Origin of the sequence: Plantibacter sp. CFBP 8775 (genome assembly GCF_014839505.1) — a bacterium.
Lineage (GTDB): Bacteria > Actinomycetota > Actinomycetes > Actinomycetales > Microbacteriaceae > Plantibacter > Plantibacter auratus.
Map to the genome: position 1 here is coordinate 2,361,076 of NZ_JACYNV010000001.1, position 19,919 is coordinate 2,380,994.

The following is a 19,919-nucleotide window of genomic DNA, read 5'->3' on the forward strand; positions in this document are numbered from 1 at the left end:
CGGCCGTCCACGCGACGGTGATGCACCGTTCGATGATTGCGACAAACCGACGATGCCCCGGTCGCGACGGCGTCCTATCGTTCGACCATGTCGTCACCCTCCGCAGTTCCATCGTCGCAACCGTCAGCATGGGCTCCCATGGCGATCACCGCCTTCAGGGTGCTGTGGTTCGCCCAGCTCGGGAGCAACATCGGCACCTGGATGCAGACCGTGGGGGCCCAGTGGGTCCTGGTCGAGGCCGCAGCCGGCGCAGCGGTCATCGCGCTCGTGCAGACCGCGAGCCTCGCGCCCGCCATCCTGGTCGCCCTCCCGGCAGGGGTCCTCGCCGACTCGCTCGACCGGCGACGGCTGCTCATCTGGGGATCGGCGGCGAGTGCGGTCCTCGCGGCCGGACTCACCGTCGTGGCGTGGATCGGCGCGCTGTCGCCGTGGACGATCCTGGCCTTCACCTTCCTGCTCGGCATCACCTCCACCCTGACCTCACCCGCATGGCAGGCGATCCAGCCGGAGCTCGTGCCGCGCAACCTGATCGCGGCTTCGTCGGCGCTCGGTGGTGTCACCGTGAACGGAGCCCGCGCGGTCGGTCCCGCCCTGGCCGGCGTCGTCCTGTCGGCCTTCGGAGCCCCCGTCGTGTTCGGTGTCAACGCGCTGAGCTTCGTCGGGGCCGTGATCGCCCTCATCTGGTGGAAGCGGCCGGCGCAGACCGGTCTCGACGACCGCGAGCCGTTCGGGGCGGCGTTGCGAGCGGGGGTCCGGTACGTCGTGTCCGCGCACCTCGTCCGCCGGATCCTGCTGCGTTCCGCGCTCTTCGCCCTGCCGGCCAGCGCGCTCTGGGCGCTGCTGCCCCTCACCGCGAAGCGACTCCAACTCGACTCGAGCGGCTACGGCGTCCTGCTCGGCGCGCTCGGCGTCGGCGCGGTGCTGGGCATCTTCGCCCTGCCGCTCGCTCGCCGTCGGTTCTCAGACAACCTCGTTATCGCGGTGAGCGCGGTCCTCTTCGCGACGGGGTCGCTCGCAGCGGCTGTCCTGCCCGTCGTCCCGACGCTGGTGCTCCTGGTCCTCGCGGGGCTGGCCTGGATCGGCACGCTGACCGTGCTGAACGCCGCCCTGCAGCTCACCCTGCCGCAGTGGGTGCGATCGCGTGGCGCGTCGATCTACATCCTCGTCTTCATGGGGGCGATGGCCATCGGCTCGACCGGCTGGGGCATCGTGGCGCAGTGGCTCGGGACGTCGCTCGCCTACAGCGCTTCGGCCGTCCTGCTCCTGCTGGTGGCGGCCAGTGTGCGGGTGCTGCCCCTGCTCCCCGGAACAGGGACCGTCGACCGCAGCATCTCGATGTCCTGGCCCACACCCACGCTCGTGTTCGAGCCACAGCCGACCGACGGGCCGGTCCTCGTGCAGATCTCCTACGCGGTCCATCCCGACTCGCTCGCGGCGTTCCAGAAGGCCATGGGCCATGTCGAGTCCTCTCGTCGCCGGACCGGTGCCTCGAGATGGGCTCTGTACCGGAGCGGCGAGGAGTCCGACGTGCAGTTGGAGACCTTCATGGTGCCGTCGTGGGGCGAGTTCCGACGACAGGAGACGCAGCGTCTGACCGGCCGCGACCGCGACATCCGCGCTGCAGCGCTGGCGCACGCCGACGGCGAACCCGTCGAACGACACTTCTTCCCGAGCGACGCCCGCCGGACCGGGTCTGCCAGGGCGAAACGTCCTGATCTCGCGGAGTGAGTCGCCGCCGTGGAGGTGGAACACCCCGGGCGATGGTGGATGATGTGGGCGATACCGGACTCGAACCGATGACCTCTTCCGTGTGAAGGAAGCGCGCTACCAACTGCGCCAATCGCCCGCAGGTCGTCCGCACCGGAGAGGTGCCGAACAGCCGCGAGTCACGATACTAGCCGATGCCGGGGGACGAACGCACATCCGCATCGCTGTCGACCCAGTACGCGCGCCGGTTTGAACATCGGTCCCGGTTTCGGCTAGAGTCGTTCGAGCACGCAGTGATGCGGGCAATGCGGATGTGGCGCAGTGGTAGCGCATCACCTTGCCAAGGTGAGGGTCGCGAGTTCGAATCTCGTCATCCGCTCGAGTGTCAGTAGTGTTGTTCCGGCAGGAACCCTACTCGGCAGTGTGTTCGGTCACACATGGTGGCGTGGCCGAGAGGCTAGGCAGCGGCCTGCAAAGCCGTCCACACGGGTTCGAATCCCGTCGCCACCTCACCTCAGCAACACAGTTCCACCAGCAGCATCCCGGCGTCGTGTCTCACACGCCACCCGGGCGATTGGCGCAGCGGTAGCGCGCTTCCCTGACACGGAAGAGGTCACTGGTTCGATCCCAGTATCGCCCACCACAGAAAGCCCCCGGACCCCCGGGGGCTTTCGTCGTACGGGCACATGCAGGCAACGCAGGGGGACCATGCTTCAGCGAGTCATGGCGGAGACCATCGGGCCACAGCGGCGCTCGTCGCCATCGCGCGACGGACGTGTGGCATGAGCCGCCTCGGCGGTTGGTGGCGGTCGAGCAACGCGAAACCGCGACGGCATCCCACGGACCCGGGCCACGCCGCCGTCCCGTACCCGGCGCTCAGCCGGTCGGGCCGGGCGGCGTTCGCCCAGTGCGAGCAGTACCTCCTCCGTGAGATCGTCGAGGCCAGAGCGTGGGGACGGCAGGTCGCCAGCCGCGGTGACACGCCCGACACCAACGGTTGGCTCATCATGCCCGGTCGGACGCACTCCTCCCTGATGGACGACTCGAGGGGCATGGGGGCGATGCCGGCGGTGATGGACTCCGTAGTGCAGTGGCTCGCGGACGCCGGGGCGATCCGCCCACTCTCGGAACACACGCGGCAGGCCATCGCGGTCTCGAACGCAGAGGAACGGCTCCGCGATTACCCGGAGTACCACCCTGACGGCGACGGCCAGCGCACCTGGGACGACGACGTCTGGGAGGTGGAGTCGATTCGGATGCTCCAGATCTACCCGCACCTCGCCGATGCGAACGACGACTGGAGCCAGCAGGAGCGCCGGTGAGTGGCTCCACCCACTGCGCAGCCACGTACCGTCCCACCACCGGGCCGACGCGCTCGGTCTCCGAGCTTGTCGGCGGGCAGACCAGCAACTTCCACAACCACCGACACCCCACCGGTCCCTGAGAGCGACGCCCCGCCGAACCCCTGAGCAACCCCCACCGGTCTCTGAGCAACCCCCACCGGTCCCTGAGCAACCCCCACCGGTCCCTGAGCAACCCCCACCGGTCCCTGAGATTGTCGAAGGGCACACGAGCGACTTCCCCGACCGATCCCACTCACCATCTGGAATGTCAGTGGTCCATGATGGACTTGCTCCATGACCGAGACCACCCTCACCGCTACCCGCGTCGGCGACGACTACGCCGCGCAGCTCGCGGAGTTCTCGGATGCGTGGGCGGAGCTCCACCGGCAGCAGGCCGTCCTCAACGCACGGAAAGCGCGCCTCCTCGCCCGCTCCGCCGCCTACGCGGACGCCTTCGCAGACGCCACGGTCCCGGCGATCTTCCCGCCGGCCGAGCGTCAGGCGCTGTCCCGCCGGTCGACCTGCGCGGCCCTCGCGATGGCGACCCGGACGCCGGAGCGGACGATCCAGCGGGCGACCAACGACGCCGAACGTCTCGTCAACGACGCACCAGCCGTGCTCGAGTCGCTGGAGGCCGGCAGGATCTCGGCGCGGCATGCGCGGGTGATCACCGACCAGCTGTGCGACGTCCCGACCGCGGGCCGGGCGGTGTTCCTCGACCAGGTCCTTCCAGAGGCGGAGCGCCTGACGGCCGCAGGACTCAAGAACCGCGCCCGCGTCCTGCGCGAGCGCCTCCACCCGGAATCCATCACCGCCCGAGCAACCCGCTCAGAGGCCGACCGCCGGGTGGAGTTTGAACCGGCCGCCGACGGCATGGCCTGGGTGCACCTCTTCACCACCGCGCCGATCGCGCAGGGCATCGTCGAACGGGTCGAAGCCGCAGCGGCCAAGGCACGCGCCGCCGGCGACACTCGCACCTGCGCGCAGCTGCAGGCGGACGCCCTCGCAGCCCTCGCTCTCACCGGTGTGACCCCGGAAGACGTCATGTCCAGCCCAGTCCTGCCGCACCCCATCGAGGTCCAGGAGCACATCAAGCCCACCGTGCAGATCACCGTCCCGGCGCTCAGCATGGCCGGCGTCAGCGACGCCCCGGCCACCCTCGACGGGTACGGCCCGATCGACCCGGAGACCGCCGCCCGTATCGCGGTCAACGCCCCCAGCTTCACCCGGATCCTCGTCCAACCGGAAACCGGTGCGGTCCTTTCCGTCGGGCGGAATCAGTACCGGGTTCCGGCCGATCTGCAGCGCGCGGTCCGGCTTCGGGACGGCACCTGTCGGGCACCGGGCTGCGGCAGGCGAGCCCGGGCCTGCGATCTCGATCATTCGGTCGCGTGGGAGGACGGCGGGACAACGGATGTCGGGAACCTCGCCTGCCTGTGTCGACATCACCACCGAATGAAACATCTCCCCGGGTGGAACCTCGACCACGGGCCTGGCGGGGTGCTCGACTGGACAACACCCGACGGCAAACACCACCGGACCGAACCGGACCCCGCACCGTTCTGACCCCCGCCGGTCCCTGAGCCTGTCGAAGGGTTCATCGTGGGCACTTCGACAAGCTCAGTGACCGGGAAACGTCCGCCCGCATCGCTTCAGTCCCCGAGCCGTGCCCCACTTCGAGAAGCTCAGCGACCGGGGGAGTGCACCCGGACCGCTCCGAACCCGGAGTCTGTCGAAGGGTGGTTCGGCCTGGACGGTGCCACTCAGGACGTCGTCACAGGCCGACGCGCCGAGGAAGATGGAATTTCGGCCCGATTTTCCGCGGAACATCAAGGGTTGGGCCGACTCGCCCGCGCCGAGGTGTCAACGAGCGCCCTCAACATCGGCTAGAGTTTCCAAGCACCCGGAAACGGGATGTAATGCGGATGTGGCGCAGTGGTAGCGCATCACCTTGCCAAGGTGAGGGTCGCGAGTTCGAATCTCGTCATCCGCTCGAGTGTCAGTGAGAACGTGCAAGCGTTCCGCTCGACAGTGTGTTTCATCACACGTGGTGGCGTGGCCGAGAGGCTAGGCAGCGGCCTGCAAAGCCGTCCACACGGGTTCGAATCCCGTCGCCACCTCGCTGGCAACACCACTCACCTGGGCGATTGGCGCAGCGGTAGCGCGCTTCCCTGACACGGAAGAGGTCACTGGTTCGATCCCAGTATCGCCCACAGGAACACGAAGGGCCCGAGCGAACAGCTCGGGCCCTTCGTCGTTCCACAGACCAACTCTTGCGCAGACCAGCCGTCGCACACCCCTAACGTCCGCTCAGACGGAGAGAGGCGCCCGCTCCCGGCGACGCAGGACCTCCGCGACGCCCCACACGATGAGGCCTTGGCCAGCGGCGTACGTCGCCATGATGATCTCGTCAGCCGCCCAGATCGTCACTGCAGGCACGAAGCGGTCGAGCCCGATCAACGAGTCGGAGACCAGGAACAGCGCACCGCCGACGGCGATCGTCGGCGTCGTCATCGTGGAAGACGCCGCCATGGCCCCGATCACGACGGCATAGAGGACGACCGCCGGATACAGCGCCCCCATGTCCTGCTGACTGAGGAGCGCGATGCCGGCGACGAGCCACGCCAGGTACACGAGCGCCCAGACCGGCGGGCGGTTCCTGGTGCGCAGATGCCGCACGAAGAGCACGACGTAACCGGCCTGCGCGAGCATGAAGAACAGGATCCCCACGCCGAACGCGAGTTCGCCCGGAACCATGAGGGCGACGTCGCCCAGCCAGCTGCAGAGGATCGCGACGAGCGCCGTGACCGCAGCGACCGAAAGCCGTCGGACCGACCACACGAGCGCCAGCGCGAGGACCAGCATGATGAACGGTTTGGTGAGGAGCGACAGCCATTCCTGACCGGATGCGAGGGCGATGATGTGCACGAGTGCGACCACGGGCAGCGCGGCGAACAGCGCCGTCGCAGCCCCGCCCCTCTGCACAGCCGTCATCAGCGCCACCCCCGTCACGTCGTAGGCCTTCACTCTAGCGATGCGACCGAGCACGAACCATGGCCGCCGACCGACGGCAGCGTCTCCTCGTCGTGGACGACGATAGGCTTGCACGGCCAAGGTTTCACCTGAGAAAGAGAGATCATCCGTGAGTGACGGGTTCGCACTGTTCACCGACCGATCCGTGGTCGCCATGCGCGTCAACGGCGAACTGAAGGACCTCGCCGCCACGGTGACGGAGACGGACACCGTCGAGCCGGTGCACCTCGACTCGCCCGACGGTCTCAACATCCTCCGGCACTCCGCAGCCCACGTGCTCGCGCAGGCCGTGCAGCAGGTCGACCCGCACGCGAACCTCGGCATCGGCCCGCCGGTCACCGACGGCTTCTACTACGACTTCGACGTCGCCGCACCGTTCACGCCTGAGGCGCTCAAGGTGCTGCAGAAGACGATGGACCGCATCATCCGCCAGGGCCAGCGCTTCGTGCGACGCGTCGTCACCGAGGACGAGGCTCGCGCAGAACTCGCGGGGGAGCCCTACAAGCTCGAACTGATCGGCCTCAAGGGCGGATCGGCAGCCGACGACGAGAACGTCGAGGTGGGCGGCGCGGAGCTGACCATCTACGACAACGTCGACCCGAAGACAGGGGAGACGGTCTGGAAGGACCTCTGCCGCGGTCCACACCTGCCGAACACGCGCATGATCGGCAACGGCTGGGCCCTGACGCGCCTCGCCGCGGCGTACTGGCGGGGGAGCGAGAAGAACCCGCAGCTGCAGCGGATCTACGGCACCGCTTGGGCGACCAAGGACGAGCTGCGCGCGTACCAGACGCGGATCGAGGAGGCTGCCAAGCGCGACCACCGCAAGCTCGGTGCCGAGCTCGACCTCTTCAGCTTCCCCGAAGAGATCGGCTCGGGTCTCGCGGTGTTCCACCCCAAGGGCGGCATCATCCGCAACGAGATCGAGAACTACATGCGCGAGCGCCTGCTCGCTTCCGGCTACGAGCTGGTGAACACCCCGCACATCACGAAGGGGCACCTGTTCGAGGTCAGCCAGCACCTGGCCTGGTACAAGGACGGCATGTTCCCGGCGATGCACCTCGACCAGGAGGTCGACGCCGACGGCCATGTCACCCGTCAGGGCCAGGACTACTACCTGAAGCCCATGAACTGCCCGATGCACAACCTGATCTACCGCGCTCGAGGCCGCAGCTACCGCGAACTGCCGCTGCGACTCGCCGAGTTCGGCACCGTCTACCGGTACGAGAAGAGCGGCACCCTCTCCGGGCTCACGCGCGTCCGTGGCCTCACGCAGGACGACGCCCACATCTACGTGACCGACGACCAGGTCAAGGACGAGGTCGGCCGCCAGCTGCAGTTCGTCCTCGAGACCCTCCGCGGCTACGGTCTCGACGACTTCTACCTGGAGCTCTCGACGAAGGACCCCGACAAGTACGTCGGCACCGACGAGGTCTGGGACGAAGCGACCGAGACCCTCCGCCAGGTGGCGGTCGAGTCCGGTCTCGAGCTCGTCCTCGACCCCGCCGGCGCAGCCTTCTACGGTCCGAAGATCTCGGTGCAGGCGCGCGACGCGATCGGCCGGACGTGGCAGCTGTCCACCGTGCAGCTCGACTTCAACCTGCCCGAGTTGTTCGAGCTGGAGTACACGGCCGCGGACGGCACGCGCAAGCGCCCGGCGATGATCCACCGCGCGCTCCTCGGCTCGATCGAGCGCTTCTTCGCGATCCTGCTCGAGCACTACGCGGGTGCCTTCCCGGTGTGGCTCGCGCCCGTGCAGGTCGTCGGCATCCCCGTCTCCGAGCAGTACGAGGAGTTCCTCGGCGGTGTCATCGCCGAGCTGCGCTCGTCCGGAGTCCGCGCGGAACTCGACGCCTCCGACGATCGGATGCAGAAGAAGATCCGCAATCACACCAAGGCGAAGACCCCGCTGCAGCTGATCGTCGGCGAGGAGGACCAGGCCAACGGGGCGGTGAGCTTCCGATTCCGCGACGGCACCCAGGAGAACGGTGTCCCCGTCGCCGACGCCGTGCGCCGGATCCGCACCGCCATCGCCGCGAAACTGCAGGTGAACACCGCAGCGGAGCTGCCGGCATGACCCCGGGCACCGAACCGGAGTCGTTCGAGTCGATCGACACCTCCCACCTGGTGGGCGTCCCGGACGCATTCCAGCGTCTCTGGACGCCCCACCGGATGGTGTATATCAAGCAGGGCCAGCCATCCGACGACGGTTGTCCGTTCTGCATCGCGCCGACGCTCGACGACGAGTCAGCGCTCATCGTGCATCGGGGCGAGCACGCCTTCGTGCTGCTGAACCTCTTCCCGTACAACTCCGGGCACCTGCTCGTCTGCCCGTACCGCCACGTCGCGATGTACGACGACGCGACGACGGAGGAGGTCGCCGAGATCGGCGCCCTGACGCAGACGGCGATGCGGGTCGTCCGGTCCGTCTCGAGGAACGACGGCTTCAACCTCGGGATGAACCAGGGTGCCGTGGCCGGCGCCGGGATCGCGGCGCACCTGCACCAGCACATCGTGCCGCGCTGGGCGACGGACGCCAACTTCTTCCCGATCATCGCCCAGACCAAAGCGCTCCCGCAGCTGCTCGGCGATGTCCGACAGGCGATCGCGGACGCCTGGCCGACCTCGGCCTGATCCGTCGGGGCCGGTCCATCTGGACCGGTCCACCCAAGTCCAATTTCCGGCCTGTGGACGGAGCACCGTCAGGCCACCCGCCGGTACGCTCGCCATCATGACCGAGAGCAGCACGACCACTGGACAGCACGGCTCGAACCGCGTGAAGCGCGGACTCGCGGAGATGCTCAAGGGCGGCGTCATCATGGACGTCGTCACCGCTGAGCAGGCCCGTATCGCGGAGGACGCCGGGGCCGTCGCCGTGATGGCCCTCGAGCGCGTCCCGGCGGACATCCGGTCCCAGGGCGGCGTGGCTCGGATGAGCGATCCTGACCTCATCGAATCCATCATCGCCGAGGTGTCCATCCCCGTCATGGCGAAGGCTCGCATCGGACACTTCGTCGAAGCCCAGGTCCTCCAGGCGCTCGACGTCGACTACATCGACGAGTCCGAGGTCCTGAGCCCGGCCGACTACGTGAACCACATCGACAAGTGGGGCTTCGACGTCCCGTTCGTGTGCGGTGCCACCAACCTGGGAGAGGCGCTGCGGCGTATCAACGAGGGTGCCGCGATGATCCGCTCGAAGGGCGAGGCCGGCACCGGCGACGTGTCCGAGGCGACGAAGCACATCCGCAAGATCCGCTCCGAGATCGCGCACCTGTCGTCGATGTCGAAGGACGAGCTGTACGTCGCGGCGAAGGAGCTCCAGGCCCCGTACGACCTCGTCGTGGAGATCGCCGAGACCGGCAAGCTCCCGGTCGTGTTGTTCACCGCCGGGGGAGTGGCGACGCCGGCCGACGCCGCGATGATGATGCAGCTGGGTGCCGACGGCGTGTTCGTCGGATCCGGCATCTTCAAGTCCGGCAACCCGGCTCAGCGGGCGGCGGCCGTCGTCAAGGCGACGACCTTCTTCGACGACCCTCAGGTCATCGCCGAGGTGTCCCGTGGTCTCGGTGAGGCGATGGTCGGCATCAACGTCGCCGACCTCGCGGCACCGCACCGCCTCGCTGAGCGTGGCTGGTAGCCCCGCGTCCGCCCTGAACCAGGTGACGTCGTGACCGGGTCGGCGCGCGTCGGCGTCCTCGCCCTGCAAGGGGACTTCCGCGAGCATGCGGCCGTCCTCACCGGCCTCGGGGCGGACGTCAGCCTCATCAGGCGTCCCTCGGAACTGACCGGCATCGACGGACTGGTCCTCCCCGGCGGGGAGTCGAGCGTGATGGACAAGCTCGCTCGCTCCTTCGACCTCGCCGGACCGTTACGCGAAGCGATCACCGCCGGGTTGCCCGTGTACGGCACCTGCGCCGGACTCATCCTCCTGGCCGACCGGATCCTCGACGGGATCGCCGGCCAGCAGAGTCTCGGCGGGCTCGACGTCTCCGTCCGGCGCAACGCCTTCGGGTCGCAGCTCGACTCCTTCGAGACGGACCTCTCGATCCCAGTCCTCGGCGACCCGCCCGTGCACGCGGTGTTCATCCGCGCGCCGGTGGTCGAGGCCGCCGGACCGGCGGTGACACCACTCGCCTCACTGCCCGACGGTCGGATGGTCGCCGTCGAGCAGGGGAACCTCCTCGGCACGTCATTCCACCCCGAGGTCACGGGCGACACCCGGTTCCACGCCTACTTCCTCGACAAGGTCGAGCGATCCCGCTGAGGCACCGTTGCCTGCTCCCGCCACCCGTCCCGGCGTGATCGCGAGTTCCGGGCCGCTGGCCTAGACTGGTCAGGTTCTTTTCACGCAGTTAGGGAGCACATGTCCGGACACTCCAAGTGGGCGACGACCAAGCACAAGAAGGCGGTCATCGACGGCCGTCGCGCGAAGTCGTTCGCCAAGCTCATCAAGAACATCGAGGTCGCGGCCAAGATGGGCGGCGCAGACCTCGCGGGCAACCCGACGCTGCAGGACGCCATCCAGAAGGCGAAGAAGACCTCGGTCCCGAACGACAACATCGACCGCGCCGTCAAGCGCGGTGCCGGCCTCACCGGTGAGGTCGTCGACTACACCACGATCATGTACGAGGGCTACGGTCCGAACGGCGTCGCCCTGCTCGTCGAGTGCCTCACCGACAACAAGAACCGTGCAGCAGCCGATGTCCGGACGCTGATGTCCCGCAACGGCGGCACCATGGCCGACCCGGGCTCCGTCGCCTACAACTTCCAGCGCAAGGGCCTCATCGTCGTCCAGGCCGAGGGGACCACCGAGGACGACGTCCTCGGCGCCGTCCTCGATGCGGGCGCAGAAGAGGTGAACACCGAGGGCGAGACCTTCGAGGTCGTCACCGAGCCGAGCGACATGGTCGCGACCCGGACCGCCCTGCAAGAGGCCGGTATCGACTACGACTCCGCCGACGTCGCCTTCGTCCCGAACCTCAAGGTCGAGATCGACGCCGACACGGCGCGCAAGGTCTTCAAGCTGATCGACGCCCTCGAGGACAACGACGACGTCCAGAACATCTACAGCAACTTCGACCTCACCCCCGAGGTGCAGGCCGAACTGGAGGCCGACGACGAGTAGTCCGGCACGCGTGCCGAGCGAAGCTCGTTCGAACGGATGTACGACACTCCGCCCTCGCGGAGTGCTCGGCGCATCGCCCGCGCTTAGGGTCGGAACATGACTCTGCGCGTCCTCGGCATCGATCCCGGCCTGACCCGATGCGGGGTGGGGGTCGTCGACGTCCTGCCGGGACGGCAGGCCACGATGGTCGAGTACGGCGTCATCCGGACGGACGCGCACGCCCCGCTCGAGCAGCGACTCCTCATGATCGCGCAGGGCATCGCCGAGGCGATCGAGCGCACCTCGCCGACCGCGATGGCCGTCGAGCGGGTGTTCGCGCAACACAACGTCCGGACCGTCATGGGCACCGCTCAGGCGAGTGGGCTCGCCCTGCACGCTGCGGCCGCGAACGGGATCCCCGTCGGCCTGCACACCCCGAGCGAGGTGAAGGCCGCGGTGACCGGATACGGCCGGGCGGACAAGCTCCAGGTGCAGACCATGGTCGCGCGGATCCTCGGTCTCGACGAACTCCCGAAGCCCGCTGACGCCGCTGATGCGCTCGCGCTCGCGATCTGCCACGCCTGGCGACCAGTCGTGTCGACTGCTGCGACACCCGTCGGCGCACCGCCGCAGGGGAGTGGAGCACTCACCCCGGCCCAGCGTGCCTGGGCTGCTGCGGAACGCGGCGGCGCTCCGCGCGAGGCGGCCGTCCGGGCCCGGGCAGCGCGGAGCCCTAGGCTGGAAGCATGATCTCCTCCCTCCGCGGCACCGTCCTGAGCGCGGTCGGCAACCTCGTCGTGATCGAGGTGGGCGGAGTCGGATTCGCCGTCCAGGTCACGCCGGCCCATGCGCTCTCACTCCGGGTCGGCACCGAAGCACTCCTCTCGACGACACTGATCGTGCGGGAGGACTCGCTCTCGCTGTTCGGGTTCCGATCCGCCGAGGAGCTGTCCGTGTTCGAGCTCCTGGTGAGCGTCACCGGGGTCGGCCCGAAGTCGGCACTCGGCGTCCTGGAGGCGCTGACGCCGGAGCAGATCGCCGCCGCCATCTCCGCGGACGACGACGCCCCGTTCCGGAAGGTCTCGGGGATCGGGCCGAAGACGGCGAAGCTCATCACCGTCTCGCTCGCCGGCAAGCTCCGCGTCACCAGGACGACGCCTGAAGCTCCGGCGACCACCGTGAACGCGGCCGCGATCGCCGATCAGGTCGTGACGGCGCTCATCGGGCTCGGTTGGCCGGAGAAGACGGCGACGCAGGCGGTCGTGGAGGCCTCCGCCTCCGCCAGTGCGGACGACCTCTCGACCGTGCCGTCGCTCATCCGCCTGGCCCTCGGCAGACTCGGCCCGGCGCACGCCGGAGGCCGTACCTCGTGACGGACGCTCCAGAAGACCTCACCAATCCAGCCGCCGAGTCCGACGCGGAACTGGCGTTCGAGGGGGCGCTCCGTCCGCGGTCGCTCTCCGAGTTCGTCGGTCAGTCCAAGGCACGCGGTCAGTTGCAGCTCCTGATCACGGCCGCCGGGATGCAGAACCGCACCCCCGACCACATCCTGCTGGCCGGCCCTCCTGGACTCGGCAAGACGACCCTCGCGATGATCGTCGCGCACGAGACCGGGAAACCGCTCCGGCTCACAAGCGGTCCGGCCATCCAGCACGCCGGCGACCTCGCCGCCGTCCTGTCGTCGCTGACCCCGGGTGAGGTCCTCTTCATCGACGAGATCCACCGCATGGCCCGCCCAGCCGAGGAGATGTTGTACCTCGCCATGGAGGACTTCCGCATCGACATCATGGTGGGCAAGGGTGCCGGCGCGACGAGCATCCCGCTCGAGCTGGCACCGTTCACCCTGGTCGGGGCGACCACCCGGTCCGGTCTGCTGCCGAACCCGCTCCGCGACCGCTTCGGGTTCACCGCCCACCTCGAGTTCTACGACGAGCCGGAACTGCAGCAGGTGCTGCACCGCACCGCCGACATGCTCGGCCTCGACATCGACGGTCGGGCCGTCGCCGAGATCGCCGGACGCTGTCGGGGTACGCCACGCATCGCCAACCGACTCCTCCGCCGGGTCAGGGACTACGCGCTCGTGCACGGTGGCCGCGCCGACCTGGAGACCGTGCGTGCCGCCCTCGAGCTCTACGACGTCGACGCCCTCGGTCTCGACCGACTCGATCGGTCGGTCATGGAGGGCATGCTCGACCGCTTCGCCGGAGGCCCGGTCGGGCTCAGCACGCTCGCGGTCTCGGTCGGCGAGGAAGCGGAGACGATCGAGTCCGTCGTCGAGCCCTTCCTCGTCCGGATCGGCCTCATCACGCGCACGCCACGGGGCCGCGTGGCGACCCCGGCCGCCTGGCGGCACTTCGGCAGAACACCTTCTCAGCATGGCTCGACCCTCGATGGCCTATAATTTCCCTTTGGCGGTGCGTTCCCAACGTCTCCCGCCCTCAATCTCCTCTGGAAGGTTCCCATCGTGGATGCAATGACCCTCGTCCTGTTCGGCCTCGCCGGCGTCATGATCGTGTTCATGATGGTGAGCAACAACAAGCGGAAGAAGCAAGCCGCGGTGACGGAGCAGAAGCTCGTCCCCGGCGCAGAGGTGCTCACCGGCTTCGGTGTCTACGGCACCCTCATCTCGATGGACCGCGACTCCCGCAAGGCCGATGTCGAGATCGCCCCCGGCGTCGTCGTCACCATCGACCCCCGCTACGCGGGTGCGGTCGTCGCCCCGACGGTCGCCGAGACCGCGGAGGAGGCTCCGGTCGTCGAGTCGATCCCCGACGACGCCTCATCGCTCGACCTCTCCAAGCCCGAATTCGGCCAGCGCGTCGAGGACACCTCGAAGCCGCAGAAGAGCGACGACTAGTCCCAACCCCTTCCCGGGCGGTGGCCGTCGTGCCACCGCCGGCAGAGAAAGCTGAGTTCCGAGTTTGGCAAAGTCGACTCCGGTCAAGAAGGCGTGGCGTTCGCTCACCTGGCTTGGCGTAATCCTCATCGGTTTGTTCGCGATCAACGCGGCCGGGGTCCTCTGGGGGAACAGCTCATGGGCGCCCAAGCTGGCCCTCGACCTCGAGGGTGGCACCCAGATCATCCTCGCGCCGAAACTGGAGTCCGGCCAGACGGTCTCCAACGAACAGCTGAACCAGGCCGTGGCGATCATCCGCCAGCGCGTCGACGCGTCCGGCGTCTCAGAAGCGGAGATCACGACGCAGGGTCAGAACGTGGTCGTCTCGATCCCGGGAACCCCCGACGAAGCGACGCTGAACCGGATCGAGAGCTCCGCGAAGCTCGAGTTCCGTCCGGTCCTCACCTCGCAGCAGCTGACTCCCGGTCAGCCGTCCAACACCTTCATCGGTGAGGACGGCGCCTCGACCCCGTATCCGACGCCGGATCCGGGCCTCGAGAGCACGCCGACCGCGTCGCCGACGAACGCGAGCGACCTGTCGCAGGTGACGCCCGCGCTGTACGCCGCCTTCCAGGCCTACGACTGCGCCGCGAACGCGGACTCGCTCGACGCCACCGCAGCGCCCGCTGCCGACCCGCTCATCACGTGCGACGTCGACGGCACCTTCAAGTACGTCCTCGGCCCGGTCGAGGTGTCCGGAGAAGACCTGTCCGACGCGAGCGCCGGCATCAAGACGACGTCGTCGGGTGCCAGCACGGGCGAGTGGGCGGTGTACCCGGTCTTCAACGAGAAGGGCACCGCGCTCTTCGCCGACGTCACCGGCCGCCTGACCTCGCTGCAGAGCCCGCAGAACCAGTTCGCGATCGTGCTCGACGGCAACGTCATCTCCGCACCGCAGTCGCTCGCCGTCATCTCGGACGGCAAGCCGGAGATCAGCGGCTCCTTCACCGAGGAGTCCGCCAAGACCCTCGCCGACCAGCTCAAGTTCGGCGCCCTGCCGATCAGCTTCGTCGTGCAGAGCCAGGACACCATCTCGGCGACCCTCGGTTCGACGCAGCTGGAGAGCGGCCTCATCGCCGGTCTGATCGGGCTCATCCTCGTCGTCATCTACACGCTGTTCCAGTACCGGCTCCTCGGCACCGTGACCATCGCCTCGCTCGTCGCGGCCGCGGTGCTCACGTATGTGGTGATCCTGCTGATGTCCTGGCGTCAGGGCTTCCGGCTCTCCCTCGCCGGGATAGCGGGCCTCATCGTCGCCATCGGTTTCACCGCGGACTCCTTCATCGTGTACTTCGAACGCATCAAGGACGAACTCCGCGACGGTCGCGGTCTGGAGTCCGCCGTCGAAGCCGGCTGGAAGCGCGCCAAGCGCACCATCTACGCGGCGAAGGGTGTCAACCTCCTGTCCGCCGTCGTGCTGTACGTCCTCGCGATCGGCAACGTCCGCGGCTTCGCGCTCACCCTCGGCGTGACCACGATCATCGACGTCATCGTCGTGCTCCTGTTCACGCACCCGATGATGCAGCTCCTCGGCCAGACGAAGCTCTTCAACAGCGGCAAGCCGTTCACCGGTCTCGACCCGTCGGCGCTCGGCGCCATCTACCGTGGTCGCGCGGAGTTCCGGAAGCCCGTCTCGGTGCCCGGCGCCAAGGCCGCGTCCAGCAGCCGTGAGGCGGCCAAGCGCCAGACGATCGCCGAGCGCAAGCAGGCGGCCCTCGTCGGAGGCGGCTCCGACACCAGAGCAGACGATCTGCCGACCGATGGGAAGGACTCCTGATGGGTGCGTTCGCACGGTTCGGAAACGAGCTCTACACCGGGAAGCGCTCCTACGACTTCGTCGGCAAGCGCAAGATCTGGTACACGATCGCCATCGTCGCGGTCGTCCTCTCCGTGTTGATCCCGGTCGTCAAGGGCGGATTCAACTTCGGCATCGAGTTCCGCGGTGGTTCGCAGTTCCAGATCGCCGACGTCAAGAGCACCGATCAGACGCTGGCCGAAGACGCGGTCGCGTCCGTCGTCAGCGGCGCGACCACCCACGTCACCGTCGTGGGCGGCAACTCGGTCCGCGTGCAGACCGACCAGCTGAAGAACGACAAGGTCACCCAGCAGGTGTCGGCAGCCTTGGCCGAGGCCTACGGCGTCGAACAGTCCGACATCACGAGTTCGTTCATCGGCCCGTCATGGGGTCAGGACGTCTCCAAGCAGGCGATCGTCGGCCTCATCGTGTTCCTCGTGCTCGCGGCGATCCTCATGGCCCTGTACTTCCGCACCTGGAAGATGTCCGCGGCCGCGCTGCTCTCCCTCATGCACGACCTCATCATCACGGCCGGTGTCTACGCCGCGACGGGCTGGGAGATCACGCCGGCCGCCATGATCGGCTTCCTCACCATCCTCGGCTTCTCGCTGTACGACACCGTCGTGGTGTTCGACAAGATCCGCGAGAACACGACGCTCGACGCCGACGGCGCGGCCCGGACATTCGGGGAGTCGGTCAACCTCGCGGTCAACCAGACCCTGGTGCGCTCGATCAACACCGGCGTCGTGGCGGCGCTCCCGGTCGCGGCGATCCTGTTCTTCGGTGCCTTCGTCCTCGGTGCCGACACGCTGCGCGACATCTCGCTCGCCCTGCTCGTCGGTATCCTCGTCGGCACGTACTCGACGATCTTCGTCGCCGCACCGCTCTACGCGAACTTCCGGCACAACGAGCCCCGCATCGCCAAGCACGACAAGCGCGTGCTGCAGGCGCGCGAGCGCGCTCAGACCTCGGATGACGCCGAGGGCGAACGCACGGAAGCAGACGCGCCGCTGGCGCGTTGACCCTGACAGCGACCGACAACCGCGTGCACGAGCGCAGGGAGGCCTGAGATGGCGGACACCACGACATCCTCGACGGCCTCCCTGCGCCGTCTCGTCCCACGGATCTTCTCGAAGGCACAGCCGGCCGGCGCCGTCGACACCCTGATGCGGACGGTGCGGCAGCACCATCCCAAGGCCGACCTGGCGCTCATCGAACGTGCGTACACGGTCGCCGAGCGGGCCCACTCCGGCCAGAAGCGCCAGAGCGGCGAGCCGTACATCACGCACCCGGTCGCCGTCTCCCAGATCCTGGCCGACCTCGGCATCGGACCGAAGACGATCGTCGCGGCCCTCCTCCACGACACCGTCGAGGACACCGACTACTCACTCGACCAACTCCACGCCGACTTCGGCGACGAGGTCGCCATGCTCGTCGACGGCGTCACGAAGCTCGACAAGGTCAAGTATGGCGACAGCGCCCAGGCCGAGACGGTCCGGAAGATGATCGTCGCGATGTCGAAGGACATCCGCGTCCTCATCATCAAGCTCGCCGACCGTCTGCACAACGCCCGGACCTGGGGATTCGTCCCGGCCGAGAAGGCGGCGAAGAAGGCCACGGAGACCCTCGAGATCTACGCACCGCTCGCGCACCGCCTCGGGATCCAGGCGATCAAGTGGGAGCTCGAAGACCTGTCCTTCGCCGTGCTGTACCCGAAGCTCTACGCCGAGATCGAATCGCTCGTCAAGCAGCGGACACCGCAGCGCGAGGAGTACGTGCAGCACGTCATCGACGCGGTGAACGAGGACCTCAAGGCGCAGAAGATCCGCGGCAAGGTCGCCGGTCGCCCGAAGCAGTACTACTCGATCTACCAGAAGATGGTCGTCCGCGGCCGCGAGTTCGACGACATCTACGACCTCGTCGGCATCCGTGTCCTCGTCAACTCGCTGCGGGACTGCTACGCGGTCCTCGGGTCGATCCACGCACGGTGGACGCCCGTCCCGGGGCGCTTCAAGGACTACATCGCCACGCCGAAGTTCAACCTGTACCAGTCGCTGCACACCACCGTCGTCGGACCGGGCGGGAAGCCCGTCGAGATCCAGATCCGCACGAACGAGATGCACCAGCGAGCCGAGTTCGGTGTCGCCGCGCACTGGAAGTACAAGGAGCGGATGAACAGCGGGAAGACCGCGTCCTCCGCCGAGCCCGACAGCTCGATGGCCTGGCTCGCCCACATCTCCGACTGGCAGGCGGAGACGGCGGACCCGGGGGAGTTCCTCGACTCGCTGCGGTTCGAGATCGGCGCGAAGGAGGTCTACGTCTTCACCCCGAAGGGGCGTGTCGTCGGCCTGCCCGCCGGCGCGACGCCGGTCGACTTCGCCTACGCCGTCCACACGGAGGTCGGCCACCGGACGATGGGCGCCCGGGTCAACGGGCGGCTCGTGCCGCTGGAGAGCTCGCTGAACACCGGCGACGTGGTGGAGGTCTTCACCTCGAAGAACCCCGACTCCGGTCCGAGCCAGGACTGGTTGAACTTCGTCAAGAGCCCACGGGCGCGGAACAAGATCCGCCAGTGGTTCACGAAGGAGCGACGCGACGAGGCCATCGAGCAGGGCCGTGACGCGATCGCGCGGGCGATGCGCAAGCAGAACCTGCCGCTCCAGAAGCTCATGAACCAGGACTCGTTCGCCGAGGTCGCGGCGCAGCTGCGCTACGAGGACGTCACGGCGCTCTACGCGGCCGTCGGCGAGGGCCACGTCTCGACGCAGTCCGTGCTCGAGAAGGTCGTCGCGCTCCTGCAGAAGGACGCCGACAGCGAGCACGCCGAGTACACCGTCCCGGTCCGCGGGAGCCGCCGTGAGCGGCTGCAGAACAGCGACTCCGGGGTCCTCGTGCTCGGTGCTCCCGACATCCTGGTCAAGCTCGCGAAGTGCTGCACCCCGGTGCCGGGTGATGAGATCGTCGGGTTCGTCACGCGAGGCTCCGGCGTCTCCGTCCACCGTTCGGACTGCCACAACGTCCAGGGACTCCTGCAGGAGCCCGAGCGCATGATCGACGTGGAATGGGCGCCGTCCTCGAAGAGCGTGTTCCTCGTCCAGATCCAAGTCGAGGCACTCGATCGAGCCGGACTGTTGTCGGATGTGACGCGGGTGCTGTCCGAGTACCACGTCAACATCCTGTCGGCGACGGTGAACACCTCGAGCGACCGCCTGGCCATCAGCCGCTTCGTGTTCGAGATGGGCGACACCACCCACCTCGACCGCGTGCTGAACGCGGTCCGGCGGATCGACACCGTCTACGACGTCTACCGGGTCAACGGCGGCTGAGCGGGAGCGACCAGGACGCCAGTTCACTCCGAGTCGGCTCGAGGCTGGGGAGCATCACCTCGGTGGCACACGACACGACACGGACGATCCGTGTGCCGCCGAGGACCCGCGGGACGGAGCGGACCCATGCGACGACCTCCTCAGGGCTGGTGAGCCCGAGCAGGAAGTAGTTGCGGATCGTCGACATGGCCTCCTCCGCATCGGCCCCGGTGCGCCGTGCCAGATCCGCGACCGTGCGCGTGGGGGTCGTGACCCGCAGTGCCCCGCACCGCTCGCTGTCGTCCGCGCGGAGTGACACCTGACGCAGACGCAACCGGGGCGAACGCGCGCTTCGCCGTTCCATCGACACGAAGCCCGTGTGGACCCTCGGTGCGATGAGCGCCGCACCGTGCAGCCAGGCGGCACTCGTCTCGGCGATGACCGCGCCGGTCAGCCCGGGCAGCTGTTCGAGGACCGCCGCGCGCAGCCTGACGGTGTCGGGTTCGTCGACACTGCAGTAGCCGTCTTCGAAGGCGAAGAGCTCGCCGTCGAGCCGCGCGGCGGCGAGCTCGGCGACGGAGAGCTCAGGTGGCTGGAGGTAGGCGGGGAGGCGGCTCGTGGAGGCCGAAGGATCCGTCGTGCAGCCTGGCTCGATGGGGGAGGACGTCTGGAGTGCCGTGGACATACGACGATCCTCCTGCAGCCGTCCGGCAGCAGGAGGATCGTCGACGGATCT

General features: G+C 68.2%; 17 protein-coding genes and 7 tRNA genes. 21 read left to right on the forward strand and 3 right to left on the reverse strand.

The window, feature by feature from the left end; translation table 11 throughout:
* The first annotated feature begins 87 nt into the window (after positions 1–87).
* Positions 88–1,728 (forward strand): MFS transporter, encoded by a 1,641-nt coding sequence (locus IFR14_RS11125; RefSeq protein ID WP_191941098.1) that lies wholly within the window; start codon positions 88–90, stop codon positions 1,726–1,728.
* 45 nt (positions 1,729–1,773) lie between these two features.
* Here IFR14_RS11125 and IFR14_RS11130 read toward each other — a convergent pair.
* Positions 1,774–1,846: transfer RNA gene (locus tag IFR14_RS11130), tRNA-Val, on the reverse strand.
* 168 nt (positions 1,847–2,014) lie between these two features.
* Between IFR14_RS11130 and IFR14_RS11135 the strand changes: the two genes are divergently transcribed.
* The 8 genes from IFR14_RS11135 (at position 2,015) to IFR14_RS11170 (ending at position 5,263) form a co-directional block, all read left to right on the forward strand.
* Positions 2,015–2,086, forward strand: a tRNA-Gly gene (locus IFR14_RS11135).
* Between the two features lie 60 nt (positions 2,087–2,146).
* Positions 2,147–2,217, forward strand: a tRNA-Cys gene (locus IFR14_RS11140).
* A 58-nt stretch (positions 2,218–2,275) separates the two neighbouring features.
* Positions 2,276–2,350, forward strand: a tRNA-Val gene (locus tag IFR14_RS11145).
* Positions 2,351–2,489: 139 nt separating this feature from the next.
* Positions 2,490–3,029: a hypothetical protein gene (locus tag IFR14_RS11150; RefSeq protein ID WP_161578517.1), complete on the forward strand. Its 540-nt coding sequence runs from the start codon at positions 2,490–2,492 to the stop codon at positions 3,027–3,029.
* A gap of 315 nt (positions 3,030–3,344) precedes the next feature.
* On the forward strand, positions 3,345–4,616 hold the full coding sequence (locus IFR14_RS11155; protein WP_137241691.1) for an HNH endonuclease signature motif containing protein: 1,272 nt from the start codon (positions 3,345–3,347) through the stop codon (positions 4,614–4,616).
* Positions 4,617–4,971: 355 nt separating this feature from the next.
* Positions 4,972–5,043, forward strand: a tRNA-Gly gene (locus IFR14_RS11160).
* Positions 5,044–5,099: 56 nt separating this feature from the next.
* A tRNA-Cys gene (locus IFR14_RS11165) sits at positions 5,100–5,170 on the forward strand.
* 21 nt (positions 5,171–5,191) lie between these two features.
* A tRNA-Val gene (locus IFR14_RS11170) sits at positions 5,192–5,263 on the forward strand.
* Between the two features lie 97 nt (positions 5,264–5,360).
* Here the strand turns inward: IFR14_RS11170 and IFR14_RS11175 are convergent.
* Entirely contained in the window at positions 5,361–6,044 is a 684-nt protein-coding gene (locus IFR14_RS11175) for a lysoplasmalogenase (protein WP_191941099.1), read from the reverse strand.
* A 193-nt stretch (positions 6,045–6,237) separates the two neighbouring features.
* Here IFR14_RS11175 and thrS point away from each other — a divergent pair, with 193 nt between their 5' ends.
* The 12 genes from thrS to IFR14_RS11235 all read left to right on the forward strand — a co-directional run bounded on the left by thrS (position 6,238) and on the right by IFR14_RS11235 (position 19,204).
* Positions 6,238–8,160, forward strand: a complete 1,923-nt coding sequence (gene thrS, locus IFR14_RS11180) for a threonine--tRNA ligase (protein WP_194718942.1) — start codon at positions 6,238–6,240, stop codon at positions 8,158–8,160.
* Positions 8,157–8,717, forward strand: coding sequence for an HIT family protein (locus tag IFR14_RS11185; protein WP_079705911.1), 561 nt, complete (start codon positions 8,157–8,159; stop codon positions 8,715–8,717). The genes thrS and IFR14_RS11185 overlap by 4 nt, the downstream gene beginning before the upstream one ends.
* Before the next feature lie 97 nt (positions 8,718–8,814).
* A complete protein-coding gene (gene pdxS / locus IFR14_RS11190; RefSeq protein WP_079705912.1) occupies positions 8,815–9,720 on the forward strand; it encodes a pyridoxal 5'-phosphate synthase lyase subunit PdxS in 906 nt (301 codons plus the stop codon).
* Between the two features lie 30 nt (positions 9,721–9,750).
* Entirely contained in the window at positions 9,751–10,347 is a 597-nt protein-coding gene (pdxT, locus tag IFR14_RS11195) for a pyridoxal 5'-phosphate synthase glutaminase subunit PdxT (RefSeq protein WP_137241690.1), read from the forward strand.
* 99 nt (positions 10,348–10,446) lie between these two features.
* Positions 10,447–11,208: a YebC/PmpR family DNA-binding transcriptional regulator gene (locus tag IFR14_RS11200; RefSeq protein WP_079705914.1), complete on the forward strand. Its 762-nt coding sequence runs from the start codon at positions 10,447–10,449 to the stop codon at positions 11,206–11,208.
* 96 nt (positions 11,209–11,304) lie between these two features.
* Positions 11,305–11,937 (forward strand): crossover junction endodeoxyribonuclease RuvC, encoded by a 633-nt coding sequence (gene ruvC / locus IFR14_RS11205; protein WP_064293815.1) that lies wholly within the window; start codon positions 11,305–11,307, stop codon positions 11,935–11,937.
* Positions 11,934–12,560, forward strand: coding sequence for a Holliday junction branch migration protein RuvA (gene ruvA / locus IFR14_RS11210; RefSeq protein ID WP_064293816.1), 627 nt, complete (start codon positions 11,934–11,936; stop codon positions 12,558–12,560). Before ruvC ends, ruvA begins: the two co-directional genes overlap by 4 nt.
* Positions 12,557–13,588 (forward strand): Holliday junction branch migration DNA helicase RuvB, encoded by a 1,032-nt coding sequence (gene ruvB, locus IFR14_RS11215; protein ID WP_071260128.1) that lies wholly within the window; start codon positions 12,557–12,559, stop codon positions 13,586–13,588. The genes ruvA and ruvB overlap by 4 nt, the downstream gene beginning before the upstream one ends.
* A gap of 72 nt (positions 13,589–13,660) precedes the next feature.
* On the forward strand, positions 13,661–14,044 hold the full coding sequence (locus IFR14_RS11220) for a preprotein translocase subunit YajC (protein WP_249407008.1): 384 nt from the start codon (positions 13,661–13,663) through the stop codon (positions 14,042–14,044).
* Between the two features lie 64 nt (positions 14,045–14,108).
* Positions 14,109–15,860, forward strand: a complete 1,752-nt coding sequence (secD, locus tag IFR14_RS11225) for a protein translocase subunit SecD (protein ID WP_064293819.1) — start codon at positions 14,109–14,111, stop codon at positions 15,858–15,860.
* Entirely contained in the window at positions 15,860–16,900 is a 1,041-nt protein-coding gene (secF, locus tag IFR14_RS11230; protein WP_079705917.1) for a protein translocase subunit SecF, read from the forward strand. The genes secD and secF overlap by 1 nt, the downstream gene beginning before the upstream one ends.
* A gap of 48 nt (positions 16,901–16,948) precedes the next feature.
* Positions 16,949–19,204, forward strand: coding sequence for a RelA/SpoT family protein (locus IFR14_RS11235; RefSeq protein WP_079705918.1), 2,256 nt, complete (start codon positions 16,949–16,951; stop codon positions 19,202–19,204).
* Here IFR14_RS11235 and IFR14_RS11240 read toward each other — a convergent pair.
* A complete protein-coding gene (locus IFR14_RS11240) occupies positions 19,191–19,868 on the reverse strand; it encodes a hypothetical protein (protein WP_191941102.1) in 678 nt (225 codons plus the stop codon). The two genes, IFR14_RS11235 and IFR14_RS11240, sit on opposite strands and share 14 nt — an antisense overlap.
* Positions 19,869–19,919 lie beyond the last annotated feature (51 nt).